At 74.0% G+C, this 18,636-nt stretch carries 20 protein-coding genes; 15 read left to right on the forward strand and 5 right to left on the reverse strand.

Annotated features, from left to right (window positions below; all coding sequences use genetic code 11):
• The first annotated feature begins 68 nt into the window (after positions 1-68).
• Genes Q9S36_RS42815 through Q9S36_RS42830 form a run of 4 tightly spaced genes read left to right on the forward strand, consistent with a single transcriptional unit; the run spans position 69 to position 4,619 of the window.
• Positions 69-1,601: an AMP-binding protein gene (locus tag Q9S36_RS42815; RefSeq protein WP_311290863.1), complete on the forward strand. Its 1,533-nt coding sequence runs from the start codon at positions 69-71 to the stop codon at positions 1,599-1,601.
• A gap of 27 nt (positions 1,602-1,628) precedes the next feature.
• On the forward strand, positions 1,629-2,747 hold the full coding sequence (locus Q9S36_RS42820; RefSeq protein WP_311290864.1) for a Nif3-like dinuclear metal center hexameric protein: 1,119 nt from the start codon (positions 1,629-1,631) through the stop codon (positions 2,745-2,747).
• Positions 2,748-2,772: 25 nt separating this feature from the next.
• Complete coding sequence (locus tag Q9S36_RS42825; protein WP_311290865.1) at positions 2,773-3,519, forward strand: C4-type zinc ribbon domain-containing protein; 747 nt, start codon at positions 2,773-2,775, stop codon at positions 3,517-3,519.
• 11 nt (positions 3,520-3,530) lie between these two features.
• Entirely contained in the window at positions 3,531-4,619 is a 1,089-nt protein-coding gene (locus Q9S36_RS42830) for an FUSC family protein (protein ID WP_311290866.1), read from the forward strand.
• Between the two features lie 9 nt (positions 4,620-4,628).
• Here the strand turns inward: Q9S36_RS42830 and yaaA are convergent, their stop codons facing one another.
• The gene (gene yaaA / locus Q9S36_RS42835) at positions 4,629-5,408 is read right to left on the reverse strand and encodes a peroxide stress protein YaaA (RefSeq protein ID WP_311290867.1); all 780 of its coding nucleotides are present in this window, start codon (positions 5,406-5,408) and stop codon (positions 4,629-4,631) included.
• Between the two features lie 50 nt (positions 5,409-5,458).
• Here yaaA and Q9S36_RS42840 point away from each other — a divergent pair, with 50 nt between their 5' ends.
• The 4 genes from Q9S36_RS42840 to Q9S36_RS42855 all read left to right on the forward strand — a co-directional run bounded on the left by Q9S36_RS42840 (position 5,459) and on the right by Q9S36_RS42855 (position 9,152).
• Positions 5,459-6,910, forward strand: a complete 1,452-nt coding sequence (locus Q9S36_RS42840; protein WP_311290868.1) for an RNB domain-containing ribonuclease — start codon at positions 5,459-5,461, stop codon at positions 6,908-6,910.
• Positions 6,911-7,105: 195 nt separating this feature from the next.
• Complete coding sequence (locus tag Q9S36_RS42845) at positions 7,106-7,954, forward strand: DUF559 domain-containing protein (RefSeq protein ID WP_311290869.1); 849 nt, start codon at positions 7,106-7,108, stop codon at positions 7,952-7,954.
• Between the two features lie 93 nt (positions 7,955-8,047).
• Positions 8,048-8,782: a CDP-alcohol phosphatidyltransferase family protein gene (locus Q9S36_RS42850; RefSeq protein WP_311290870.1), complete on the forward strand. Its 735-nt coding sequence runs from the start codon at positions 8,048-8,050 to the stop codon at positions 8,780-8,782.
• 4 nt (positions 8,783-8,786) lie between these two features.
• Positions 8,787-9,152 carry a hypothetical protein gene (locus tag Q9S36_RS42855; protein ID WP_311290871.1) on the forward strand — a complete coding sequence of 122 codons (366 nt, stop codon included), beginning with the start codon at positions 8,787-8,789 and terminating at the stop codon, positions 9,150-9,152.
• Here the strand turns inward: Q9S36_RS42855 and Q9S36_RS42860 are convergent.
• The 3 genes from Q9S36_RS42860 to Q9S36_RS42870 are packed head-to-tail and all read right to left on the reverse strand — an operon-like array spanning position 9,135 to position 12,038.
• Positions 9,135-9,848 carry a zf-HC2 domain-containing protein gene (locus Q9S36_RS42860; protein ID WP_311290872.1) on the reverse strand — a complete coding sequence of 238 codons (714 nt, stop codon included), beginning with the start codon at positions 9,846-9,848 and terminating at the stop codon, positions 9,135-9,137. The genes Q9S36_RS42855 and Q9S36_RS42860 overlap by 18 nt on opposite strands.
• Positions 9,845-10,363, reverse strand: a complete 519-nt coding sequence (locus Q9S36_RS42865) for a sigma-70 family RNA polymerase sigma factor (RefSeq protein WP_311290873.1) — start codon at positions 10,361-10,363, stop codon at positions 9,845-9,847. Before Q9S36_RS42865 ends, Q9S36_RS42860 begins: the two co-directional genes overlap by 4 nt.
• 52 nt (positions 10,364-10,415) lie before the next feature.
• A complete protein-coding gene (locus Q9S36_RS42870; protein WP_311290874.1) occupies positions 10,416-12,038 on the reverse strand; it encodes a sulfatase-like hydrolase/transferase in 1,623 nt (540 codons plus the stop codon).
• A 137-nt stretch (positions 12,039-12,175) separates the two neighbouring features.
• On the opposite strand from Q9S36_RS42870, the gene Q9S36_RS42875 reads away from it, so the two are divergent.
• The 7 genes from Q9S36_RS42875 (at position 12,176) to Q9S36_RS42905 (ending at position 17,676) form a co-directional block, all read left to right on the forward strand.
• On the forward strand, positions 12,176-13,174 hold the full coding sequence (locus tag Q9S36_RS42875) for a zinc-binding alcohol dehydrogenase (protein ID WP_311290875.1): 999 nt from the start codon (positions 12,176-12,178) through the stop codon (positions 13,172-13,174).
• Positions 13,162-13,557: a 6-carboxytetrahydropterin synthase gene (locus tag Q9S36_RS42880; RefSeq protein ID WP_311290876.1), complete on the forward strand. Its 396-nt coding sequence runs from the start codon at positions 13,162-13,164 to the stop codon at positions 13,555-13,557. Before Q9S36_RS42875 ends, Q9S36_RS42880 begins: the two co-directional genes overlap by 13 nt.
• Positions 13,554-14,612 (forward strand): glycosyltransferase family 4 protein, encoded by a 1,059-nt coding sequence (locus tag Q9S36_RS42885; protein ID WP_311290877.1) that lies wholly within the window; start codon positions 13,554-13,556, stop codon positions 14,610-14,612. Before Q9S36_RS42880 ends, Q9S36_RS42885 begins: the two co-directional genes overlap by 4 nt.
• Entirely contained in the window at positions 14,609-15,550 is a 942-nt protein-coding gene (locus Q9S36_RS42890) for a lysylphosphatidylglycerol synthase transmembrane domain-containing protein (RefSeq protein WP_311290878.1), read from the forward strand. Before Q9S36_RS42885 ends, Q9S36_RS42890 begins: the two co-directional genes overlap by 4 nt.
• Positions 15,543-16,238: a RibD family protein gene (locus tag Q9S36_RS42895; protein ID WP_311290879.1), complete on the forward strand. Its 696-nt coding sequence runs from the start codon at positions 15,543-15,545 to the stop codon at positions 16,236-16,238. The genes Q9S36_RS42890 and Q9S36_RS42895 overlap by 8 nt, the downstream gene beginning before the upstream one ends.
• The gene (ribA, locus tag Q9S36_RS42900; RefSeq protein WP_311290880.1) at positions 16,235-16,885 is read left to right on the forward strand and encodes a GTP cyclohydrolase II; all 651 of its coding nucleotides are present in this window, start codon (positions 16,235-16,237) and stop codon (positions 16,883-16,885) included. Before Q9S36_RS42895 ends, ribA begins: the two co-directional genes overlap by 4 nt.
• Positions 16,886-16,992: 107 nt before the next feature.
• A complete protein-coding gene (locus Q9S36_RS42905; protein ID WP_311290881.1) occupies positions 16,993-17,676 on the forward strand; it encodes a response regulator transcription factor in 684 nt (227 codons plus the stop codon).
• Here the strand turns inward: Q9S36_RS42905 and Q9S36_RS42910 are convergent.
• Positions 17,651-18,610, reverse strand: a complete 960-nt coding sequence (locus Q9S36_RS42910) for a DUF559 domain-containing protein (protein ID WP_311290882.1) — start codon at positions 18,608-18,610, stop codon at positions 17,651-17,653. The genes Q9S36_RS42905 and Q9S36_RS42910 overlap by 26 nt on opposite strands.
• Between the last annotated feature and the right edge of the window lie 26 nt (positions 18,611-18,636).

The following is an 18,636-nucleotide window of genomic DNA, read 5'->3' on the forward strand; positions in this document are numbered from 1 at the left end:
GGTGACCGTCCGTCGCACGGGGCCGGAAGCCCCTCGTCGGCGTCGGTGACGCGTGCCACAGTGGGCGCATGATCGTGCCCTTCAGCGTCACCGACTTCATCGAGCGCGCCGCAGCCGTCTACGGCGAGCGGCCCGGCTTCGTCGACGAGCCCGACCAGCCCGCGCCCTCGCTCGGCACCCTGACCTACGCCGAGGCCCACGCCCTGTCCCGGCGCCAGGCGGCCCGGCTCGACGAGCTGGGCATCGAGGTCGGTGACCGGGTGGCGATCATCAGCCACAACAGCTCGCGCCTGCTCACCTCGTTCTTCGGCGTGTGCGGCTCCGGGCGGGTCCTGGTGCCGATCAACTTCCGGCTGCGGCCCGACGAGATCTCCTACATCGTGGCCCACTCCGGTGCGCGGGTGCTCTACGTCGACCCGGAGCTCGTCGACCAGCTCCAGGGCATCGACGTCGAGCACAAGTTCGTGCTCGGCGACGACGACGCGATGTTCGCCGCCCCCGGCACCGAGCCGCGCGCGTGGGAGCCGGACGAGAACGCGACGGCGACGATCAACTACACCTCGGGCACGACCGCGCGGCCCAAGGGCGTGCAGCTGACCCACCGCAACCTGTGGACCAACGCGGTGACCTTCGGCCTGCACGCCGGCGTCACCGACCGCGACGTCTACCTCCACACGCTGCCGATGTTCCACGCCAACGGCTGGGGGATGCCGTTCGCGATGACGGGCCTGGGTGTGCCGCAGGTCGTGCTGCGCAAGGTCGACGGCGCCGAGATCCTGCGTCGCGTCGAGCAGCACGGCGTGACCGTGATGTGCGCGGCGCCCGCGGTCGCCGCGGCGGTGCTCGACGCGGCCGCCGACTGGGAGGGGGAGATCCCGGGCCGCGACCGGGTCCGGATCATCATGGCGGGGGCGCCGCCGCCGACGAGGACCGTGGTCCGGGTCCAGGAGGAGCTCGGCTGGGAGTTCATGCAGATCTACGGCCTCACCGAGACCTCGCCGCTGCTGACGGTCAACCGCACGCGCGCCGAGTGGGACGACCTGGCGCCGGAGGAGCGCGCGGCCAGGCTGGTGCGCGCCGGTGCGCCTGCCATCGGCGTACGCCTGCGCACGGACGACCAGGGTGAGGTGCTGGCGCGCTCCAACGTCATCCTGGACGGCTACTGGGAGCGCCCCGACGAGACCGAGCGCGCCCTCGTCGACGGGTGGTTCCACACCGGCGATGGCGGCGTCATCGGCGACGACGGCTACCTCACGATCAGCGACCGCAAGAAGGACGTCATCATCACCGGCGGCGAGAACGTCTCCTCGATCGAGGTCGAGGACGTGCTGTTCTCCCATCCCGCGGTGGCGGAGGTGGCGGTGATCGGGGTCCCCAGTGAGAAGTGGGGCGAGACGATCAAGGCGCTGGTCGTGCTGGCCGAGGGCGAGAGTGCCGACGAGGACGAGCTGATCAGGTGGTGCAAGGACAAGGCCGCCGGCTACAAGGCGCCGACCTCGATCGAGTTCCGCGACGAGCTGGCCCGCACCGCGACCGGGAAGCTGCAGAAGTTCAAGCTGCGCCAGCCCTACTGGGAGGGCCAGGAGCGCCAGGTCAACTGACGCGCACCCGACCACTAGCCTTCGGGCATGCCCACGCTCGCCGAGGTCGTCGACCTGCTGCACGCCTGGTACCCGCCCGCCACCGCCGACTCGTGGGACGCCGTGGGGCTGGTCGCGGGCGAGCCGTCGGCCGAGGTCGGCAAGGTGATGCTGGCCGTCGACCCGACGCTCGACGTCGCGCGGGAGGCGGTCGAGTGGGGCGCCGACCTGCTCGTCGTGCACCACCCGCTGCTGCTCACGCCGGTGAGCTCGGTCGCCGCGACGACGCCGAAGGGCCGCACGCTGCACGCGCTCACCTCGAACGGGTGCGCGCTGCTCACCGCCCACACCAATGCCGACCAGGCCGCCTCCGGGGTCTCGGAGTCGCTCGCCCACGCGCTCGGCCTGAGCGTCCTCGAGCCCATCAGGCCGGCGCCGGCCGCGCCGCTCGACAAGGTCGTCGTCTTCGTCCCGGCCGACGCGGCCGAGGGCGTCCGCGCCGCCCTCCACGACGCCGGGGCGGGGCGGGTCGGCGACTACGACTCCGCCTCGTTCTCCGCCCCCGGGGAGGGACGCTTCCGCCCCCTCGACGGGGCCGAGCCCGCGATCGGCCGGGTCGGGGAGCTCGAGGTCGTCGAGGAGGTGCGCGTCGAGGTGGTCGCGCCCCGCGGACGACGTACGGCGGTCGTGCGCGCGCTGCTGGCCGCCCACCCCTACGAGGAGCCGGCCTTCGACGTCGTCCCGCTCGCCGACCCCGGCCTGGCGTCGACCGGCACCGGCCGGATCGGCACGGTCGAGCGGACCACCCTCGACCAGTTCGCCGCGCGGGTGGCGCGCGCGTTGCCGAGCACCGCCCACGGCGTCCGCGTGGCGGGCCACCCCGACCGCCCGGTCAGGCGGGTGGCCGTCTGCGGCGGGTCCGGCGACTTCCTGCTCGACGAGCTCGCGGACAGCGACGTCGACGTCTACGTCACCAGCGACCTGCGCCACCACCGGGCGGGCGAGTTCCTCGAGCACGACGGGCCCTCCCTGGTCGACGTGGCGCACTGGGCGGCCGAGTGGACCTGGCTGCCGGTGGTGGAGGGTCGGCTGCGCGCTGCGTGGGGCGATAGGGTCGAGACCCGGGTCAGCACCCTGTGCACCGACCCCTGGACGTTCCGCCACTGAAGTCGCATCCGTAGTCGAAGCAGGAGTGCTGTTGAAGGCCGATCCCACCCACCAGGTCAAGCTCCTCGACGTCGCCGAGCTCGACTCGAGGGCCGCCCAGCTCCGGCACCAGCGGGCGCACCTGCCCGAGCTCGCCGAGATCGCCTCGCTGGAGTCCGAGCGCACCGAGATCACCGACCAGGTGCGCGACGCGCGGATCGTCGTCGACGACCTGACCGTCGAGCAGGCCAAGGCCGACCGGGAGGTCGAGCAGGTCAGGGCCCGCCGCGAGCGCGACCGCACCCGGATGGACGCCGGCCAGGTCACCAACCCCAAGGACCTCGAGCGGATGCAGCACGAGCTGGTCTCCCTCGAGCGCCGGATCACCACGCTCGAGGACGCCGAGCTTGAGGTGATGGAGGCCTTGGAGCAGGCCCAGCAGGTCCTCGACGCGCTGGGCATCCGCGCCGACGACGTCGACGCCAAGCTCGCCGAGCTGGTCGCGGCGCGCGACGAGAAGCGTGCGGCGATCGACGCCTCGCTCGAGGAGGTGTCCGCCGCCCGCGGTCCGGCCACCGAGGGCATGCCGGAGGACCTGATGGCCCTCTACGAGCGGTTGCGCGAGCAGAAGGGCATCGGCGCGGCGCTGCTGCGCGCGCGTCAGTGCGGCGGCTGCAACATGACCCTCGACGCGTCCGAGCTCTCCCGCATCAAGGCCGCGCCCGCCGACGAGGTCATCCGCTGCGAGGAGTGCCAGCGCATCCTGGTGCGCACCGACGAGTCGGGTCTCTAGGAGCCGGAGCCGTGCTCCGCGCCGAGGACTTCGCCGCGCGCGGTCGTACGTCGCTGCGCGCCCGCGCGGCTCGGTTGCGGTCGAAGGGATGGGTGATCGGCCAGTGCGCGGTCGCCGCGGGCGTCGCGTGGTGGCTGGCCAAGGACGTCCTCGACCACCAGCTGCCGTTCTTCGCGCCGATCGCGGCGGTCGTCTCGCTCGGGATGTCCTACGGCCAGCGCCAGCGCCGCGTGGTCGAGGTGACCATCGGCGTCGCGCTGGGCGTGGCCCTCGGTGACCTGCTGACCCACCTCATCGGGTCCGGCGGGGTGCAGATCGCGATCATCGTCGCCTGCGGGATGTCGATCGCGCTGCTGCTCGACGCGGCGCAGCTGATCGTCATCCAGGCTGCCGTCCAGGGGATCGTGGTCGCCGCGCTGGCGCCCGCTCCGGGCGACGCCTTCCTGCGGTGGACCGACGCGCTGATCGGTGGCGCGGTCGCCCTCGTGGCTGCGACCGTCGTGCCCCAGGCGCCGCTGCGCAAGCCGCGGGACCAGGCGGCCGTGGTGGTGCGCAAGATCGTCGAGCTGCTCCGCTCGGCGGCCGACCGGCTCGGTGACGGCGACGTGGAGCAGGCGCTGGCGGTGCTGCGCGACGCCCGGTCGACCGACGTGCTGATCGGCGAGCTGCGGGCGGCGTCCGAGGAGGGCATCTCGGTCGTGCAGTCATCGCCCTTCCGCCGGCACCACGGCGAGCACCAGCGTCGGCTCGCCGAGCTGGTGGAGCCGCTCGACGTGGCCCTGCGCAACACCCGCGTCGTGGTGAGACGGGTGGCGGTGGCGGTCTACCGCCGTGAGCCCGTGCCGTCGTCGTACGCCGCCCTGATGCGCGACCTGGCCGACCTGGCCGACCGGGTCGCCGACGAGCTGGTGGCCGACCGGATGGCCACGGCCGTCATCGACGACTTGGTCAAGCTCGGCCGCGCGACCGCCACGGTCGAGCACAGCGACGACCTGTCGGCCGAGGTGATCCTGGCGCAGGTCCGCTCGATCATCGCCGACCTGCTGGCGCTCTGCGGCGTCGACCCGCTCGAGGCGACCGACATGATCCCGCTGCGCTGAGGTCGCTGGTCAGACCTCGCTGACGACCACGTCGAGCTGCGTGCCCCTGGCTGTCGGCTCGCCGACCTCGACGGTCCAGCCGAGCCGCGTCAGTGCCTCGGCGAGGGCCTTCGGCGTGCGCGGGTCCGCGCCGTCCTCGAGCAGGGCCCGGACGATGCGGCCCTTGGTCGCCTTGTTGAAGTGGCTCACCACCGTGCGCTTGCCGCCGGCCTCGTGGAGGACGCGCACGGTCGCGACGCGGCCGGCCAGCTCCTTCGTCGGGCGCCAGAAGGCGGCGTACGTGCTGGAGCGGAGGTCGACGAGCAGCCCGCCGCGCAGGGAGTCGGCGATCGCGTCGCCGAGCACCTCGCGCCACGCGCCCGCGACCGATCCGACGCCCGGCAGCGCCGCGTCGCCGGAGAGCCGGTAGGCGGGGATCCGGTCGCCCGGGCGGACGATGCCGAACAGCGCGCTGGTCACCGCCACCCGGGAGGTGGCCCGGCGCCGCGCGGCGGGGGAGAGCGTGTCGAGGCCGAGGGCGTCGTACAGCACACCGGTGTAGATCGCGTCCGCGCGCGCGGTCGGGGCGGTCGCGAGGTGCACGTTGCGCTCGACGAGGTCGCGCTGGGACGGGCCGAGCCCGAGCACGCCGGCCGCCTTCTCCGGGTCCTCCCGGCACAGCGTGGTCAGTGCCTCGAGCAGGGCCGTCCGGGTCGGGGTGAGGACGGGCGACGACAGCGAGGCCAGGTCGAGGGCCTTGCCCCGGCGGGGGGTGGACTTGCCCTCGCTGGGCGGCAGCAGGATCAGCACGCGGCAAGCGTAGGGAGCGCGACTGCGTCGCGCCCGGCTAGGGTCGTGACATGCCCAGCAACCGCGTGGTGAAGGTCCGTTCGACCGGCGACAGCGTGACGGCGCAGGAGATGCGGGACGGGATCGCTGCCATCCAGCGGGAGATGAAGGTCTCGGCCTCGTTCCCGGAGGCGGTGGAGGAGGCGGCAGCGGAGGCCGCGGCGAACCCGCGGCTCCCCGAGCTCGACCGCACCGACATCGAGCTGGTCACGATCGATCCCGAGGGCGCCCAGGACCTCGACCAGGCGATGCACATCGAGCGCAGCGGCAGCGGCTACGTCGTCCACTACGCCATCGCCGACGTGGCGGCCTTCGTCACCCCGGGCGACCCGGTGGACGTCGAGGCCAACCGCCGTGGCGAGACGCTCTACGGCGCGGACTCGAAGATCCCGCTCCACCCGCCGGTGCTGAGCGAGGACGCCGCGTCGCTGCTGCCCGACCAGGTGCGACCGGCCCTGCTCTGGACGATCCAGGTCGACGACACCGGTGAGGGCACCGACGTCCAGGTCGAGCGGGCGCTGGTGCGCTCGCGCGCGCAGCTGTCGTACGACGCCGTGCAGGCCGACCTCGACGCGGGGAGGGCCGACGAGCTGATCGGGCTGCTCCGGGAGGTCGGCGAGCTGCGCCTGGCGCGCGAGGCGGCCCGCGGCGGGGTCTCGCTGCCGCTGCCCGAGCAGGAGCTCGTGGAGACCGGCGACGGCCACTGGGAGCTGGAGTTCCGGCGACTCACGCCCGTCGAGACCTGGAACGCGCAGATCTCGCTGCTGACCGGGATGGGCGCGGCCTCGCTCATGGTCTACGCCCGCGTCGGGATCCTCCGCACGCTGCCGCCGGCCGACCCCCGCGACGTGCAGCGGCTGCACCGCACGGCTCGGGCGCTCGGGATCGACTGGCCGGCCGAGCAGCTCTACCCCGACTTCGTCCGCACTCTCGACCCGTCGCGGCCGACGCACGCCGCGATGATCGTGGCGTGCACCCGGTTGCTCCGCGGCGCCGGCTACGTCACGTTCAACGGCGAGCTGCCCGAGCAGGCCCAGCACTCCGCGCTGGCCTCGGAGTACGCCCACGTGACCGCGCCCCTGCGCCGCCTCGCCGACCGCTACGCCGGCGAGGTGTGCGTCGCCCTGTGCGCCGGGACCGAGGTCCCCGACTGGGTGCTCGCCGCGATGCACGAGCTCCCCGACACGATGACCGCATCCGGTCGCCGCGCCAACCAGTACGAGAACGCCGTGGTCAACCTCTGCGAGGCCGAGCTGCTCCACGACCGGGTGGGGGAGTCCTTCGCCGCCGTGGTGGTCGACCTCGACGAGAAGGACCGGTCGAAGGGCGACGTCACCATCCAGGACCCCGCCATCGAGGCCACGGTGACCAGCGACCACGAGCTGCCGCTCGGCGAGGAGGTGGCGGTCGAGCTGGTGCAGGCGGACCCGTCGACCCGCACGGTCGAGTTCCGGCTGACCTGACTCGTCGTCGTACGACCCCGGCCCGTCGAACAGGACGAAGCCGATGCCGCGTGCACTCCCTCGCCGTGAGCCCGCGCACGCCCGCCGGTTCGTCCTGTCCGACAGGCCGGCTGTGGACGACGTCAGCGGGAGGAGGCCTCTGCGGGACAGGCTGTCCGCATGGAACCGGCCGAAGCGCTGCAGAGGTTCGGGGGCATGGCCACCCAGAGCCAGCTGCTCCGGCTCACCTCCCGTCGACGGCTGCGCGCCGCCCTCCGCGGGTCGTACGTCGTCAAGGTGTCGCGCCGCCGGTACGTCCTGCCGACGGCGCACGAGGCCCAGCGCGCGGCAGCCGAGCTGAGCGGGGTGGTGTGCCTGCGCAGCGCCGCAGCGCACCACGGCTGGCCGATGAAGGTGCAGCCTCCGGTGCCAGAAGTCGCCGTCGGCCCGCGGCGCCACCTCGCGCCCGACCGGCGCACGGGCGTCCGGGTCGTGTGGATGCCGGTGGCCGCTGACGACCTGGTCGCCGGCGTCACCGGACCGCTCAAGACCGTCATCGACTGTGCCCGTCACCTGCCCTTCGACGAGGCGCTCGCCATCGCCGACTCGGCACTTCGCGCCGGCAGTGTGACGCGCGCGGAGCTCGACGCGCTGCAGGTCCGAGGAGCTGGAGCCGCGGCGGTGCGGCGCGTGCTGGCGCACGCGGACGGCCGGGCGGCGAACCCGTTCGAGTCGGTGCTCCGGGCGCTGTGCATCGAGGCGGGGCTGTCGGTCGAGCCCCAGGCGTCGATCGACCTCGGCACGGGCAGGGTGCGCCCGGACCTGGTCGCGCGGGCGAGGAGGATGGTCCTGGAGGCCGATTCGTGGACCTTCCACGCCACACGTGCGGCCCACACCCGTGACTGCGCCCGCTACAACTTCCTCGTCCTGCACGGGTGGCGCGTGCTGCGGTTCACGTGGGAGCAGGTGATGCTCGAGCAGTCCTACGTGCGCTGGGTGTTGGCGCAGCTCGTACGGCCTGTCGGACAGGATGAAGTCGACCTCCAGCGCCGTCGCACCGCCTGAACCCGTGCCCGTCGTCGGGTTCGTCCTGTTCGACAGGCCGAGACGGTGAACCGGGTCGGCGCGGACGCCGTAGGAACGGGTGAGGAGGTGCCCGTGATCGACGTCCGGCGTGGCCTCGCGGCCTGCGTCCTGGCCCTGGTCGTGTTGCTCGGTGCGCTGCGACCCGGGCCGGAGGGGTGGGTCGCCGGGCTCGGGTGCGCGCTCGTGCTCGCCGTGGCGGCGGGGCGTCGCGCGGGCGCCGACGGCGTCGACAGGCTCGGGCCGGCCGACCTGGTCACCCTCGCGCGGGCCACGCTGGCGTGCGCCGTCGCGGCGCTGGTCGCCGGGTCCTTCACCGGCGACGACGAGGTCGCCACGCTCGTCGCCCTCGCGGCGGTGGCGCTGGCGCTGGACTTCGTCGACGGCCGGGTGGCCCGCCGCACCGGCACGGCCTCGTCCTTCGGCGGCCGGATCGACGGCGAGGCGGATGCCTTCCTGATCCTCGTGCTCAGCGTGCACGTCGCCCGCACGGAAGGCGCGTGGGTCCTCGCCCTGGGGCTGGTCCGGTACGTCTACGCCGTGGCGTCCTGGGTGGTGCCGTGGATGCAGCGGCGGCTGCCGCCGCGCTACTGGCGCAAGGTCGTGGCCGCCTACGTCGGCGTCGCGCTGGTGGTGGCTGCGTCCGGGGTGCTGCCGGCAGCGGCGTCGTACGTCGTGCTGGGTGTGGCGCTCGTGCTGCTGGCCGAGTCGTTCGGCTGGGACGTGGTGTGGCTGTGGCGCCGTCGGGGAGTGAACCGGGCGGACGCGGGCGACGTACGGAAGGGAAAGTCCCTCCAGCAGAACAGGTGAGCAGATGCGCGTCCTCGCAGCAGTCTCGGTCCTCGTCTCGGCGGCAGTGCACCTCTACCTGTGGCTGGACTGGGCCAGGGACGACGACGTCCTCGGCCCGTCCTTCATGCTCAACGCCGTCGCCGGTGCCGTGATCGCGGTGCTGCTGCTCGCCTGGCGGCACTGGCTCCCGGCCTTCCTGGCGCTGGGCTTCGGCCTGTCCACGCTGCTGGCCTTCGTGCTCGCCACGACGGTCGGGCTCTTCGGGGTGACCGCGAGCTGGACCGGTTGGGCCGTGTGGGTCGCCGCGGCGTCGGAGGTGGTCGCGATCGTCGCCGCTGCGCGCCTGCTGGCGGTGGACAACCCGCTCGCCTCACGCGTCGAGCCGTAGCACGACCCGTCCGTCGGGGGTGCGCACCTCGACCGACCGGAGGTCGTCGCGGGTGACCGACGTGGCGGCCGGGACGGTCATCGTGGCGCCGCTGACCGACGTCCAGCTGCCGACCTGCTCGGTGTGGCCCTCGGCGTCGGTGACGTAGAGCAGGTAGTCGACGTGCTCGGGCAGCTCGACCCCGATCGCGTCCTTGTCGTAGGTGCACGTGAGCACCATGCGGGTGCCCCAGGTGACGGGCTCGAGCCCCAACGTCGCCTCGATGGGTACGTCGCCCTGCGGCGCCATCGCGTGCGTCTCGACCTGGTCCTGCCCGGCCGTCGAGGGGCTGCTGGTGCCCGGCCCGGCGGCCGGGGATGCGTCGTCGCGGTCGAGCACCAGGGGGGCCGACAGCGCGGCGACGGCGGCCGCGGCGGCGGCCAGGCCGGCGATCACCACGGTCCGGCGACGTCGGCGGGCCTCCACCGCACGGGTCAGCGACGGCAGCAGTGTCGCGGGGAGCGGGGTGTCGGCCGGCGGGTCCTCCAGCACGCTCGCGTCGACGAGGTCGAGCAGACCGGGCAGGCCGGCGAGCGAGCGGATCGAGCGCGAGCACTCGTCGCAGGTGGCGAGGTGGCGCTCGAAGTCCAGCCGTTCGGCCGGGCTGAGCGCGCCGAGGACGTAGGCGGCGTCGTCGTGGGAGTGGGTGCACGTCATGCAGAGACCCCCATCTCCTCGAGGGCGAGCTTGAGCGCGCGGAGGGCGTAGTGGGTGCGCGACTTCACCGTGCCCGCCGGCACGCCGAGGCGACGGGCGACCTCCGCGACGGGGCGCCCGCGGTAGTAGCACTCCAGCAGGACCGTGCGGTGGTCCTCGGAGAGGTGGGTCAGCGCTTCGGCCACGACCCACGAGAGGAGCAGCTGGTCGCTCTCGTGGTCCTCGAACGAGCGGCGCTGCTCGGGCACCTCGTCGACGACGGTCTCCGGCCGGGCCCGCCGGCTGCGCCAGTCGTCGATGACGATGTTGCGGGCGACGGTGAACAGCCAGGAGCGGACGGCGGCCGGCGGGCTCGCGAGGATGGTGCCGTGGCGCCACGCCCGCAGCAGGGTCTCCTGGGTGACGTCCTCGGCGTGGCCGCGGTCGTTGCCGACGAGGCGCAGGCAGAAGCGCCAGAGCACCTCGGCGTGCTCGTCGTGCACCTGCTGCATCAGCGCGACCTCGTCCTTCGGCATGTCACCTCCCTCGGCCCCCTGGGACTGGGTACGCCGGGGCGGACCGTTCGGTTCACCCCGCACCCGCCTGCGCCGTCCCAGTCTGGCGCGCGCCGCCGTAGGCCGCGAGGAACCGGTCGCGGAAGTCGTCCATGCGCCACACCGGTGCGTCGGGCGACGGCTGCAGCCCCTCGGTCCAGCCCCAGCCCGCGACCCGGTCGGTGACGGCCGGGTCGCCGGCGATGATCGTCACCGGGACGTCGTGACCGGGGTCGCGGCCCGACACGATGGTCGCGGGCTGGTGGTCCCCGAGCATGACGACGACGGTGTCCTCGTCGGCGTACGTCTCGAGGTAGGCGAGCACCGCGCGGAGGGAGTACTCCACCGCCCCGGCGTACGCCGCGCGCACCCGGTCGGCGTCCGGCCAGATCTCGGACTCCGAGGGCAGCGTCTCCGGCATCCCGGCGAAGACGGAGCCGTCGCCCACGCTCTCCTGCGGGACCAGGCGGGGCGTGCGCGACCACGGTGCGTGGCTGCTGATCAGGTCGACCTCCGCCATGACCGGCGCGCCGCCGGCGAGCTCGAGGCGGTGCACCGCGTCGAGGGTGAACTGGTCGGGCATGGTCGGGTAGCCGAAGCGCGGGCCGCGATAGCCGAGGGTGCGCGAGTCGTAGACCCGGTCGAAGCCGTAGAACTCTCCCTGCGGCCAGTCGCGGGTGTTGGCCGGCACCGCGGCGACGGTGCGCCACCCCGCCCGGCCGAACAGGCTCGTCAGGGTCTCGCGGTCGGTGGTGACCAGGTGGTCGTAGCGCTGCTGGCTGTCGACCCACAGCCCGGCCTGCAGCGTGCAGTGGGCCAGCCAGCTGAGCGCGCCGAAGGTGGGGGAGGTCAGCCAGCCACTGCGGGCGGTGAGGCCGTCGCGGTCCAGGGACGCGGTGCCGTCGTCGAGCGCGGCCCTGACGCCGGCGGACAGCCCGGGGTCGTCGAGCGCCACGCGGCCATAGCTCTCGACGAACACGAGCAGCACGTCCTTCCCGCGCAGGCCCGACAGGAGGCTGTCTGCAGGGAGGTCACGCGCCGGGTCGGTCGCGGCGGCGCGGACGAACTCCCGCTGGTCACGCAGCTGGGAGGGGACGCGGGCGACCTGCCCGTAGGCGTATGCCGCAGCCGCGTCCGAGGCGACCGGCTCGGTGCCGACCCGCACCCCTAGCAGGCTGAGGACCAGCCACAGCGGGGCGAGCACGGCGACCAGGCGCACGGTTGCGGGACGGTGCCCGCGCGCCGCACGCGCCACCCGGGCGACGGCCAGCGGGACGAGGAGCACGGTGGCCAGCAGCGCGGCGAGTGCCGCGACGATCAGCACGACGCCGAGCGGACCGGGCGCGGAACCTCGCACCGTCTCGACGAGGTCCGCGGCGTAGCGCCAGTCGATCATCGGGTCGAAGGGGCGGTTCAGCGCCTGGTGGAAGCCCAGGTCGAGCAGCGTGAAGACGGCGACGAGCGCGAGCAGCCCTCCGGCGACCGCCACCGCCGCCCGGCGCAGCCACGCCAGTCGGTCGGGCAGCAGCACCACCAGCGCCAGGAGAACCAGCAGCTCCACCGGCAGCCGGACGAACGTGGAGGGCGCGACGTCGTCGACCTGGCCGGGCGTCAGCAGGGCGAGCACCACGAGCCCGAGCGCGAGGAGCGTGAGCACGGCCGACCGGACGCCGCGGGGTTGAACCGTGTGCACATCTGCTCCGTTCACCCGGGTACCAGCAGCTCGTGGGAGGGAACGGGGCGCCGCCCAGTTCGGTTCACGATCGGGCCGAGATGCGCGGGAGAGGTGGACGGATGGGACGACAGGCCCGGGCCTTCTGGCTGCGCGAGCCGGGGATCGGTGAGATCCGCGACGTCCCGCTCCGGGAGCCGCGGGCCGACGAGGTCGTCGTCCGCACGCTGCGGTCGGCCGTCAGCCGCGGCACCGAGAGCCTGGTGTTCGGCGGTCGCGTGCCGCCGAGCCAGTACGACGTGATGCGGGCGCCCTTCCAGGACGGCGAGTTCCCCGGCCCGGTGAAGTACGGCTACCTCAACGTCGGCCTCGTCGAGACCGGCCCCGACCACCTCCGGGGCAGGACCGTCTTCTGCCTGCACCCGCACCAGACGACCTACGTCGTCCCGGCCGACGCGGTCACCGTCGTGCCCGAGGCCGTGCCGGTCGGTCGTGCGGTCCTGGCCGGGATCGTGGAGACGGCCGTCAACGCGCTGTGGGACCAGCCGCCGCTGGTGGGCGACCGGATCGCGGTGGTCGGCGCCGGGGTGCTGGGGTGCGGCGTCGCCCGCTTGGCCTCGCGGGTGCCCGGCACGACGGTGACGCTGGTCGACGTCGACCCCTCGCGCGCAGCCGTGGCCGACGCCCTCGGCGTGGCCTTCGCGCTGCCGGGCGAGGCACCGGACGGGTGCGACCTGGTCGTGCACACCAGCGCCACCTCGGCCGGGCTGCAGCGCTCGCTCGACCTGCTCGCGCCGGAGGGCACGGCGCTGGAGCTCAGCTGGTACGGCGACGAGGCGACCACGGTCAGCCTCGGCGGCAGCTTCCACTCCGGGCGACTGAGCCTCCGGGCCAGCCAGGTGGGCCGGGTGGCCCCCGCGCGGCGCGACCGGCGTACGACCCGGCAACGGCTCGCGCTCGCCCTCGACCTGTTGCGCGACGCCGCCTTCGACTGCCTGCTGACGGGGGAGTCGGACTTCGAGGCACTGCCCGAGGTGATGCCCCGGCTGGTGTCGCGCGAGCTGCCGGCGCTGTGCCACGCGGTGACCTACGACAGGGAGGAGGCCTCGTGTTCGGCCTGACCGTCCGCGACCACATGATGGTGGCGCACAGCTTCCGCGGCGAGGTGTTCGGGCCGGCACAGGCGCTGCACGGCGCGACGTTCCTGGTCGATGCCACCTTCCGCGGCGAGACGCTCGACGGGGACGGCATCCTCGTCGACATCGGCCGCGCGACCGAGGTGCTGAAGGAGGTCGTCGGCGAGCTGTCCTACCGCAACCTCGACGAGGTGCCGGCCTTCGCCGGGACCAACACGACGACGGAGGTGCTGGCCCGGCACGTCGCCGACCGGCTCGCCGAGCAGGTGGCTGGCGGCGCGCTGGGACCGGCCGGCCACCTCACCGGGCTGGTGGTGACCCTCCACGAGTCGCACGTGGCCTGGGCGAGCTACGAGCGGGCGCTGTGACCAGCGGGGTGCTCCACGTCGTGGTCCCGGGCGGGATCGACGACCCGGCGCGCCCCAGCGGCGGCAACACCTACGACCGGCGCCTCTGCGCGGCGTTGCCCGCCCGTGGCCGCGCGGTGCACGTCGTGGAGGTGGAGGCGGGCTGGCCCTGGTCCGCGGACCTCGGCGCTCCCGCCCTGGCGCGGGAGCTGGCGGCGCTGCCGGACGGCGCGACCGTGCTCGTCGACGGGCTGCTGGCGTCGCGCCTGCCCGCGGTGATGCTCCCGGCCAGCAGGCGGCTCCGGGTCGTGCTGCTGGTCCACCTGCCCGTGGGCGTCGACGACGTGCTGGCGCGCCTGCCCGAGCAGCAGGTGGTGGGCGCCGCTGCCGGCGTGGTCACGCCGAGCGCCTGGTGCCGCGACTGGCTGGTGTGGACCTACGGCCTCGACCCGGACCGCGTGGTGGTCGCACGGCCGGGGGTCGACCCCGCCGAGGTCGCGACCGGGACGGGCAGCGGCGCGGCGCTCCTCACCGTGGGAGCCGTGAGCTCGGTCAAGGGCCAGGACCACCTCCTCGCCGCGCTCGCGGACCTGCAGGACCTGCCCTGGACCTGGACGTGCGTCGGGTCGCTCGCCGTCGAGCCGGAGGCCACGGTGCGCCTGCGCCGGGCCGCCACCGCGCTCGGCGTCGCCGACCGCGTGCTGGTCGCCGGACCGCTCGGCGGGGCCGACCTCGAGGCGGCGTACGCCGGTGCCGACCTGCTGGTGCTGCCGAGCCGGACCGAGGCCTACGGCATGGTGCTGACCGAGGCGATCGCGCACGGCCTGCCGGTGGTCGCGACCGACGTCGGTGGGGTGCGCGAGGCGCTGGGGGAGTCGCCGGGCGCCGGCGTGCCCGGCCTGGTGGTGCGCCCGGGCGACCCGACCGACCTCGCGTCCGCGCTCCGACGGTGGCTGTCCGACCCCGCGCTGCGCGAGCGGCTGCGCGGCGCGGCGCTCGCGCGACGCTCGTCCCTCGAGGACTGGTCGGTCACCGCGGGCCGGGTGGCGGAGGTCGTGCGGGAGGTGGCCGCATGAGGGTGCTCCGCGGGCCCGCCTGGCGCTGGCTCGGCGGCGTCCTGGTCCTCGCGCTGGTCGTCCGCGAGGTCGGGAGCGGCCCTGTTCTCGACGGCCTCCGGGCGCTCGACCTGCGCGTGGTCCTGCTCGGTGCTGCACTGGCCGTTCTCACCACGGTCGCCTCGGCCTGGCGCTGGACGCTGGTGGCACGCGAGCTCGGCGTCGGCCTGCGCCTGCCGCAGGCGGTCGCGGCCTGCTACCGCGCGCAGCTGCTCAACACCGTGCTTCCCGGCGGCGTGCTCGGGGACGTCCACCGCGGCGTGGTGCACGGTCGCGCCACGGGCGAGCCCGGCCGGTCGCTGCGCGCGGTGGGCTGGGAGCGGTTCGCCGGCCAGGTCGTGCAAGCCGTGGTCGCCGTCATCGTGCTGGCCGTCCTCCCGTCGCCGGTGCGTCCGGTCCTCCCGTGGCTGGTCGTCGGCGTCGGGCTGCTGTCGGCGGTGGTAGTGGCGTTGCTGCGGCGCACGCCCGACCGCGACGCGTGGTGGAGCCGCGCCGCGCGCACGGTGCGCGACGACGTACGCCTCGCGCTCCTCGTGCGCCGCTCGTGGCCCGGGGTCGTGCTGGCCTCGGTCCTCGCGAAGGCGGGCTATCTCGCGACCCTCCTCCTGGCGGCCCGCGCGGTCGGCGTCGACGCGCCGCCTGCGACGTTGCTGCCCCTCACCGTGGTGGTCCTGGTCGCGGCCGGGCTGCCGCTCAACGTCGCCGGCTGGGGGCCGCGCGAGGGGATGGCGGCCTGGGTCTTCGGGGCCGCCGGCCTCGGTGCGGCTGCCGGCATGGCGACCGCCGTCGCCTACGGCGCGATCGTCCTGGTCGCCAACCTCCCCGGGCTCGTCCCGCTCGTCGCGACCCGTCCCACACCCCGCCCGGACCCCGCACGAGGAGAACCCGCCCATGCCTGAGCGCCCGTACACGATCCTCAGCTGCAGCATCTCCCTCGACGGATACCTCGGCGGCGCCACCGAGGAGCGGCTGGTGCTCTCCAACGACGCGGACCTGTGCCGGGTCGACCGGGTCCGGGCCGAGTGCGACGCGATCCTCGTCGGCGCCGGCACCGTTCGCGACGACAACCCGCGGCTGCTGGTGCGCGACGCTGGCCTGAGAGAGCGACGGCGGCAGCGTGGGCTCACCGAGTCACCGGCCAAGGTGACCGTCACGCGGCACGCGCAGCTCGACGCAGACAGCAACTTCTTCGCCACCGGGGACAGCGAGAAGCTCGTCTACTGCCCGAGCGGGTCCGTGGGTGCCGCCCGGTCACGCCTGTCCCGCGTGGCGACGGTCGTCGACGGAGGTGCGGACGTGCAGGTCGGCCGGCTCACCGAGGACCTCTGGGACCGCGGCGTACGACGCCTCATGGTGGAGGGAGGTGGGCGCGTCCACACCCAGTTCCTCACCGGTGCCGTCGCCGACGAGCTCCACCTGGTCGTGGCGCCCTTCTTCGTCGGCACCTCCACGGCCCGCCGCTTCGTGGGCGACGGGGCGTTCCCGTGGCACGCCGGGCACCGTGCGACCCTCGCCGAGACCCGCCAGATCGGCGACGTGGTGCTGCTGCGCTACGCCCTCTCCTCGCGCTACCAGGAGTCGGCATGAGCGTCGAACGCCTCCCCGACAGACCCGCGCCGGCCGTCGTACGCCGTGACGTGCAGCTGCCGCTGCGCCTGGCCGACGGCTCGTCGGTGCCCGCCCGGATGGTCACCTTCCACGGCCTGGTCGACGGGCGCGAGCACGTGGCGATCGGCCTCGGGGACCGGGCGCAACCCGGCGGCGGGGACGGCGTACCGCTGGTACGGCTGCACAGCGAGTGCCTGACCGGCGACGTGCTGGGCAGCGCGCGGTGCGACTGCGGGCCGCAGCTGCAGGAGGCAGTCGCGCGGATCTCCGCGAGCGGGGGCTACCTCCTCTACCTCCGCCAGGAGGGCCGCGACATCGGCCTCTACAACAAGATCGACGCCTACGCCCTCCAGGACGAGGGCCTCGACACGTACGAGGCGAACCTCGCGCTGGGCTTCGCCGAGGACGAGCGCGACTACACCGCCGCGGTGCAGATGCTCGAGGCCCTCGGCGTCGACCGGCTCGACCTGCTGTCGAACAACCCCGACAAGGCCGCCCAGCTCGAGGACGCCGGCCTCCGCATCGAGCGCCGGGTGCACACCGGGCTGCACCTCAGCGAGGTCAACCACGGCTACCTCACCACCAAGGCCCGCGGCGGCCACGTCCTCCACCTGCCCGGCCTCTGAGGCGAGGACCACGACCAGGCACACCCAGCGCGCGATCCCGCGCAGCGACTACTTACCATTGTCGCTGCGGCGCACGGACGCACCGCACCACGTCAGGAGTTCTCGGGATGAGTGCCGCCATCGTCGTCGTCGAAGACGACCTCGACATCGCAGAGATGATCATGGGGTCCCTCACCCGTGCCGGACACGACCTCACGTACGTCGACACGGGCGCCGCTGCCATCGACACCATCTCCCGGGACACCCCGGACCTGGTGCTGCTGGACCTCGGGCTGCCCGACATCGACGGACTGACGGTGTGCCAGCGCGTGCGCGACGCCGGCTACACCGGCGGCATCATCGTCGTCACCGCCCGCACCAGCCCCGAGGACGTCACGGCCGCTCGCGCCGCGGGCGCGGACGACTTCGTCGCCAAGCCGTTCGGGCTCGCCGAGCTGCGGGCCCGCGTCACCGAGGTCCTCCGTCGCCACGACCCCCGTCCCGCGGCGCGGCTCACCACCCCGTCCGGGCTCACCCTCGACACCGCCACCCGCGACGCGTACGTCGGCTCGATCCTGCTGCCCCTCACCGACACCGAGTTCGACGCCCTCGCCCTCCTCGCGACCGAGCCGGGGCAGCCCGTCCCGACCGGGCAGATCGTGACCCGTCTGTGGGGCGAGGACACGCGTGCGCGCACCCGGGCCCTGGACCTCACCCTCAAGCAGCTGCAACGCAAGCTCGACGCCGCCGGCGTCCCCGACCGCGTCAGCCGTGGGACGGGCACCATCACCCTGGAGACCCCCGCCGACTGATCGGGTGGGCCGGCGTGTCGGACGACCAGAGCTCGTCGCCGAGCGCGACTTCAGCGTGGCGCACGTCGTCGTCAGCGACTTCGGGTCGTCCGACGGGCCGGGTCAGCTCGGCGAGCACCCAGATGACGTACGCCGGCTCGTGCATGACCTGCTCCCACGTGAAGCGGAGCACCCGCCAGCCCCGCAGCACGAGGAGGTTGTAGCGGGCGCAGTCGCGGCGATGGGCCTTGCGTGAGGCGTGGAAGGTCCAGGAGTCCGCCTCGATCACCACCCGTAGGCGGCGGCAGACCAGATCGGGCTTGATGCGTCCGGTGCCGAGGTCGATCGGGGCTTGCGCCTCCACGTCGAGGCCGGCGTCGAGGCACATCGCGCGCAGCACCGACTCGAACGGGTTGGCCGCCTGAACGTCCGCGTTCCGCAGCACCCGACGTACGGCGTCAGCGCCCGCGCCGCGAACGTCGACCGCCCCGAGCTCGTCGAGCGTCACGTCGCCATGTCGGAGGGCCGAGTCCGCGATCGCCAATGCCTCGGGAAAGGGCAGCATCCGCGCACAGTCGACGATCGTCCGCACGGGAGTCGTCACGCCGCCCTCGACCTGGTCGGGCGCCAGGTTGGCCCAGTGGACGGAGACGCCCGCGCGCTGGTCCGGGCTCAGTCGTCGCCCGCGCCGCACCATGAGCTCGGGGACCTCAGGCTGGACGGCGATCTCCCAGCCGTGGTGGGCCGCCGCGCTGCGCAGACCGACAACAGCGGTCAGGCGAGCTGCCGCTGCCGAGGCCGCGCCAGCGGTCGGCAGGCAGTACTGACCCCGCGACGGTGTGAGCACCAGACCGCGAGCGACCGCCCCGCGAAGACGTCGCCTCGTCGTGAGCCTCAGGAGGTCGGCTGCCCGCGCCGTACCGCCCAGTCGCTCGAGCGCCGCCACAGCATCCACGGATCCACACTGGCGTGATCCGTCGT

The organism is Microbacterium sp. ARD31, from assembly GCF_031844425.1.

What these genes read in the sequence shown, in the direction of transcription:
- Q9S36_RS42820 (WP_311290864.1), top strand. Translation starts at nt 1,629, where the DNA reads ATGCCCACGCTCGCCGAGGTCGTCGACCTGCTGCACGCCTGGTACCCG.
- Q9S36_RS42840 (WP_311290868.1), top strand. Translation starts at nt 5,459, where the DNA reads ATGCCCAGCAACCGCGTGGTGAAGGTCCGTTCGACCGGCGACAGCGTG.
- Q9S36_RS42890 (WP_311290878.1), top strand. Translation starts at nt 14,609, where the DNA reads ATGAGGGTGCTCCGCGGGCCCGCCTGGCGCTGGCTCGGCGGCGTCCTG.
- Q9S36_RS42815 (WP_311290863.1), top strand. Translation starts at nt 69, where the DNA reads ATGATCGTGCCCTTCAGCGTCACCGACTTCATCGAGCGCGCCGCAGCC.
- Q9S36_RS42865 (WP_311290873.1), bottom strand. Translation starts at nt 10,363, where the DNA reads ATGCCGAAGGACGAGGTCGCGCTGATGCAGCAGGTGCACGACGAGCAC.
- Q9S36_RS42895 (WP_311290879.1), top strand. Translation starts at nt 15,543, where the DNA reads ATGCCTGAGCGCCCGTACACGATCCTCAGCTGCAGCATCTCCCTCGAC.
- Q9S36_RS42860 (WP_311290872.1), bottom strand. Translation starts at nt 9,848, where the DNA reads ATGACGTGCACCCACTCCCACGACGACGCCGCCTACGTCCTCGGCGCG.
- Q9S36_RS42905 (WP_311290881.1), top strand. Translation starts at nt 16,993, where the DNA reads ATGAGTGCCGCCATCGTCGTCGTCGAAGACGACCTCGACATCGCAGAG.
- ribA (WP_311290880.1), top strand. Translation starts at nt 16,235, where the DNA reads ATGAGCGTCGAACGCCTCCCCGACAGACCCGCGCCGGCCGTCGTACGC.
- Q9S36_RS42875 (WP_311290875.1), top strand. Translation starts at nt 12,176, where the DNA reads ATGGGACGACAGGCCCGGGCCTTCTGGCTGCGCGAGCCGGGGATCGGT.
- Q9S36_RS42845 (WP_311290869.1), top strand. Translation starts at nt 7,106, where the DNA reads ATGGCCACCCAGAGCCAGCTGCTCCGGCTCACCTCCCGTCGACGGCTG.
- Q9S36_RS42855 (WP_311290871.1), top strand. Translation starts at nt 8,787, where the DNA reads ATGCGCGTCCTCGCAGCAGTCTCGGTCCTCGTCTCGGCGGCAGTGCAC.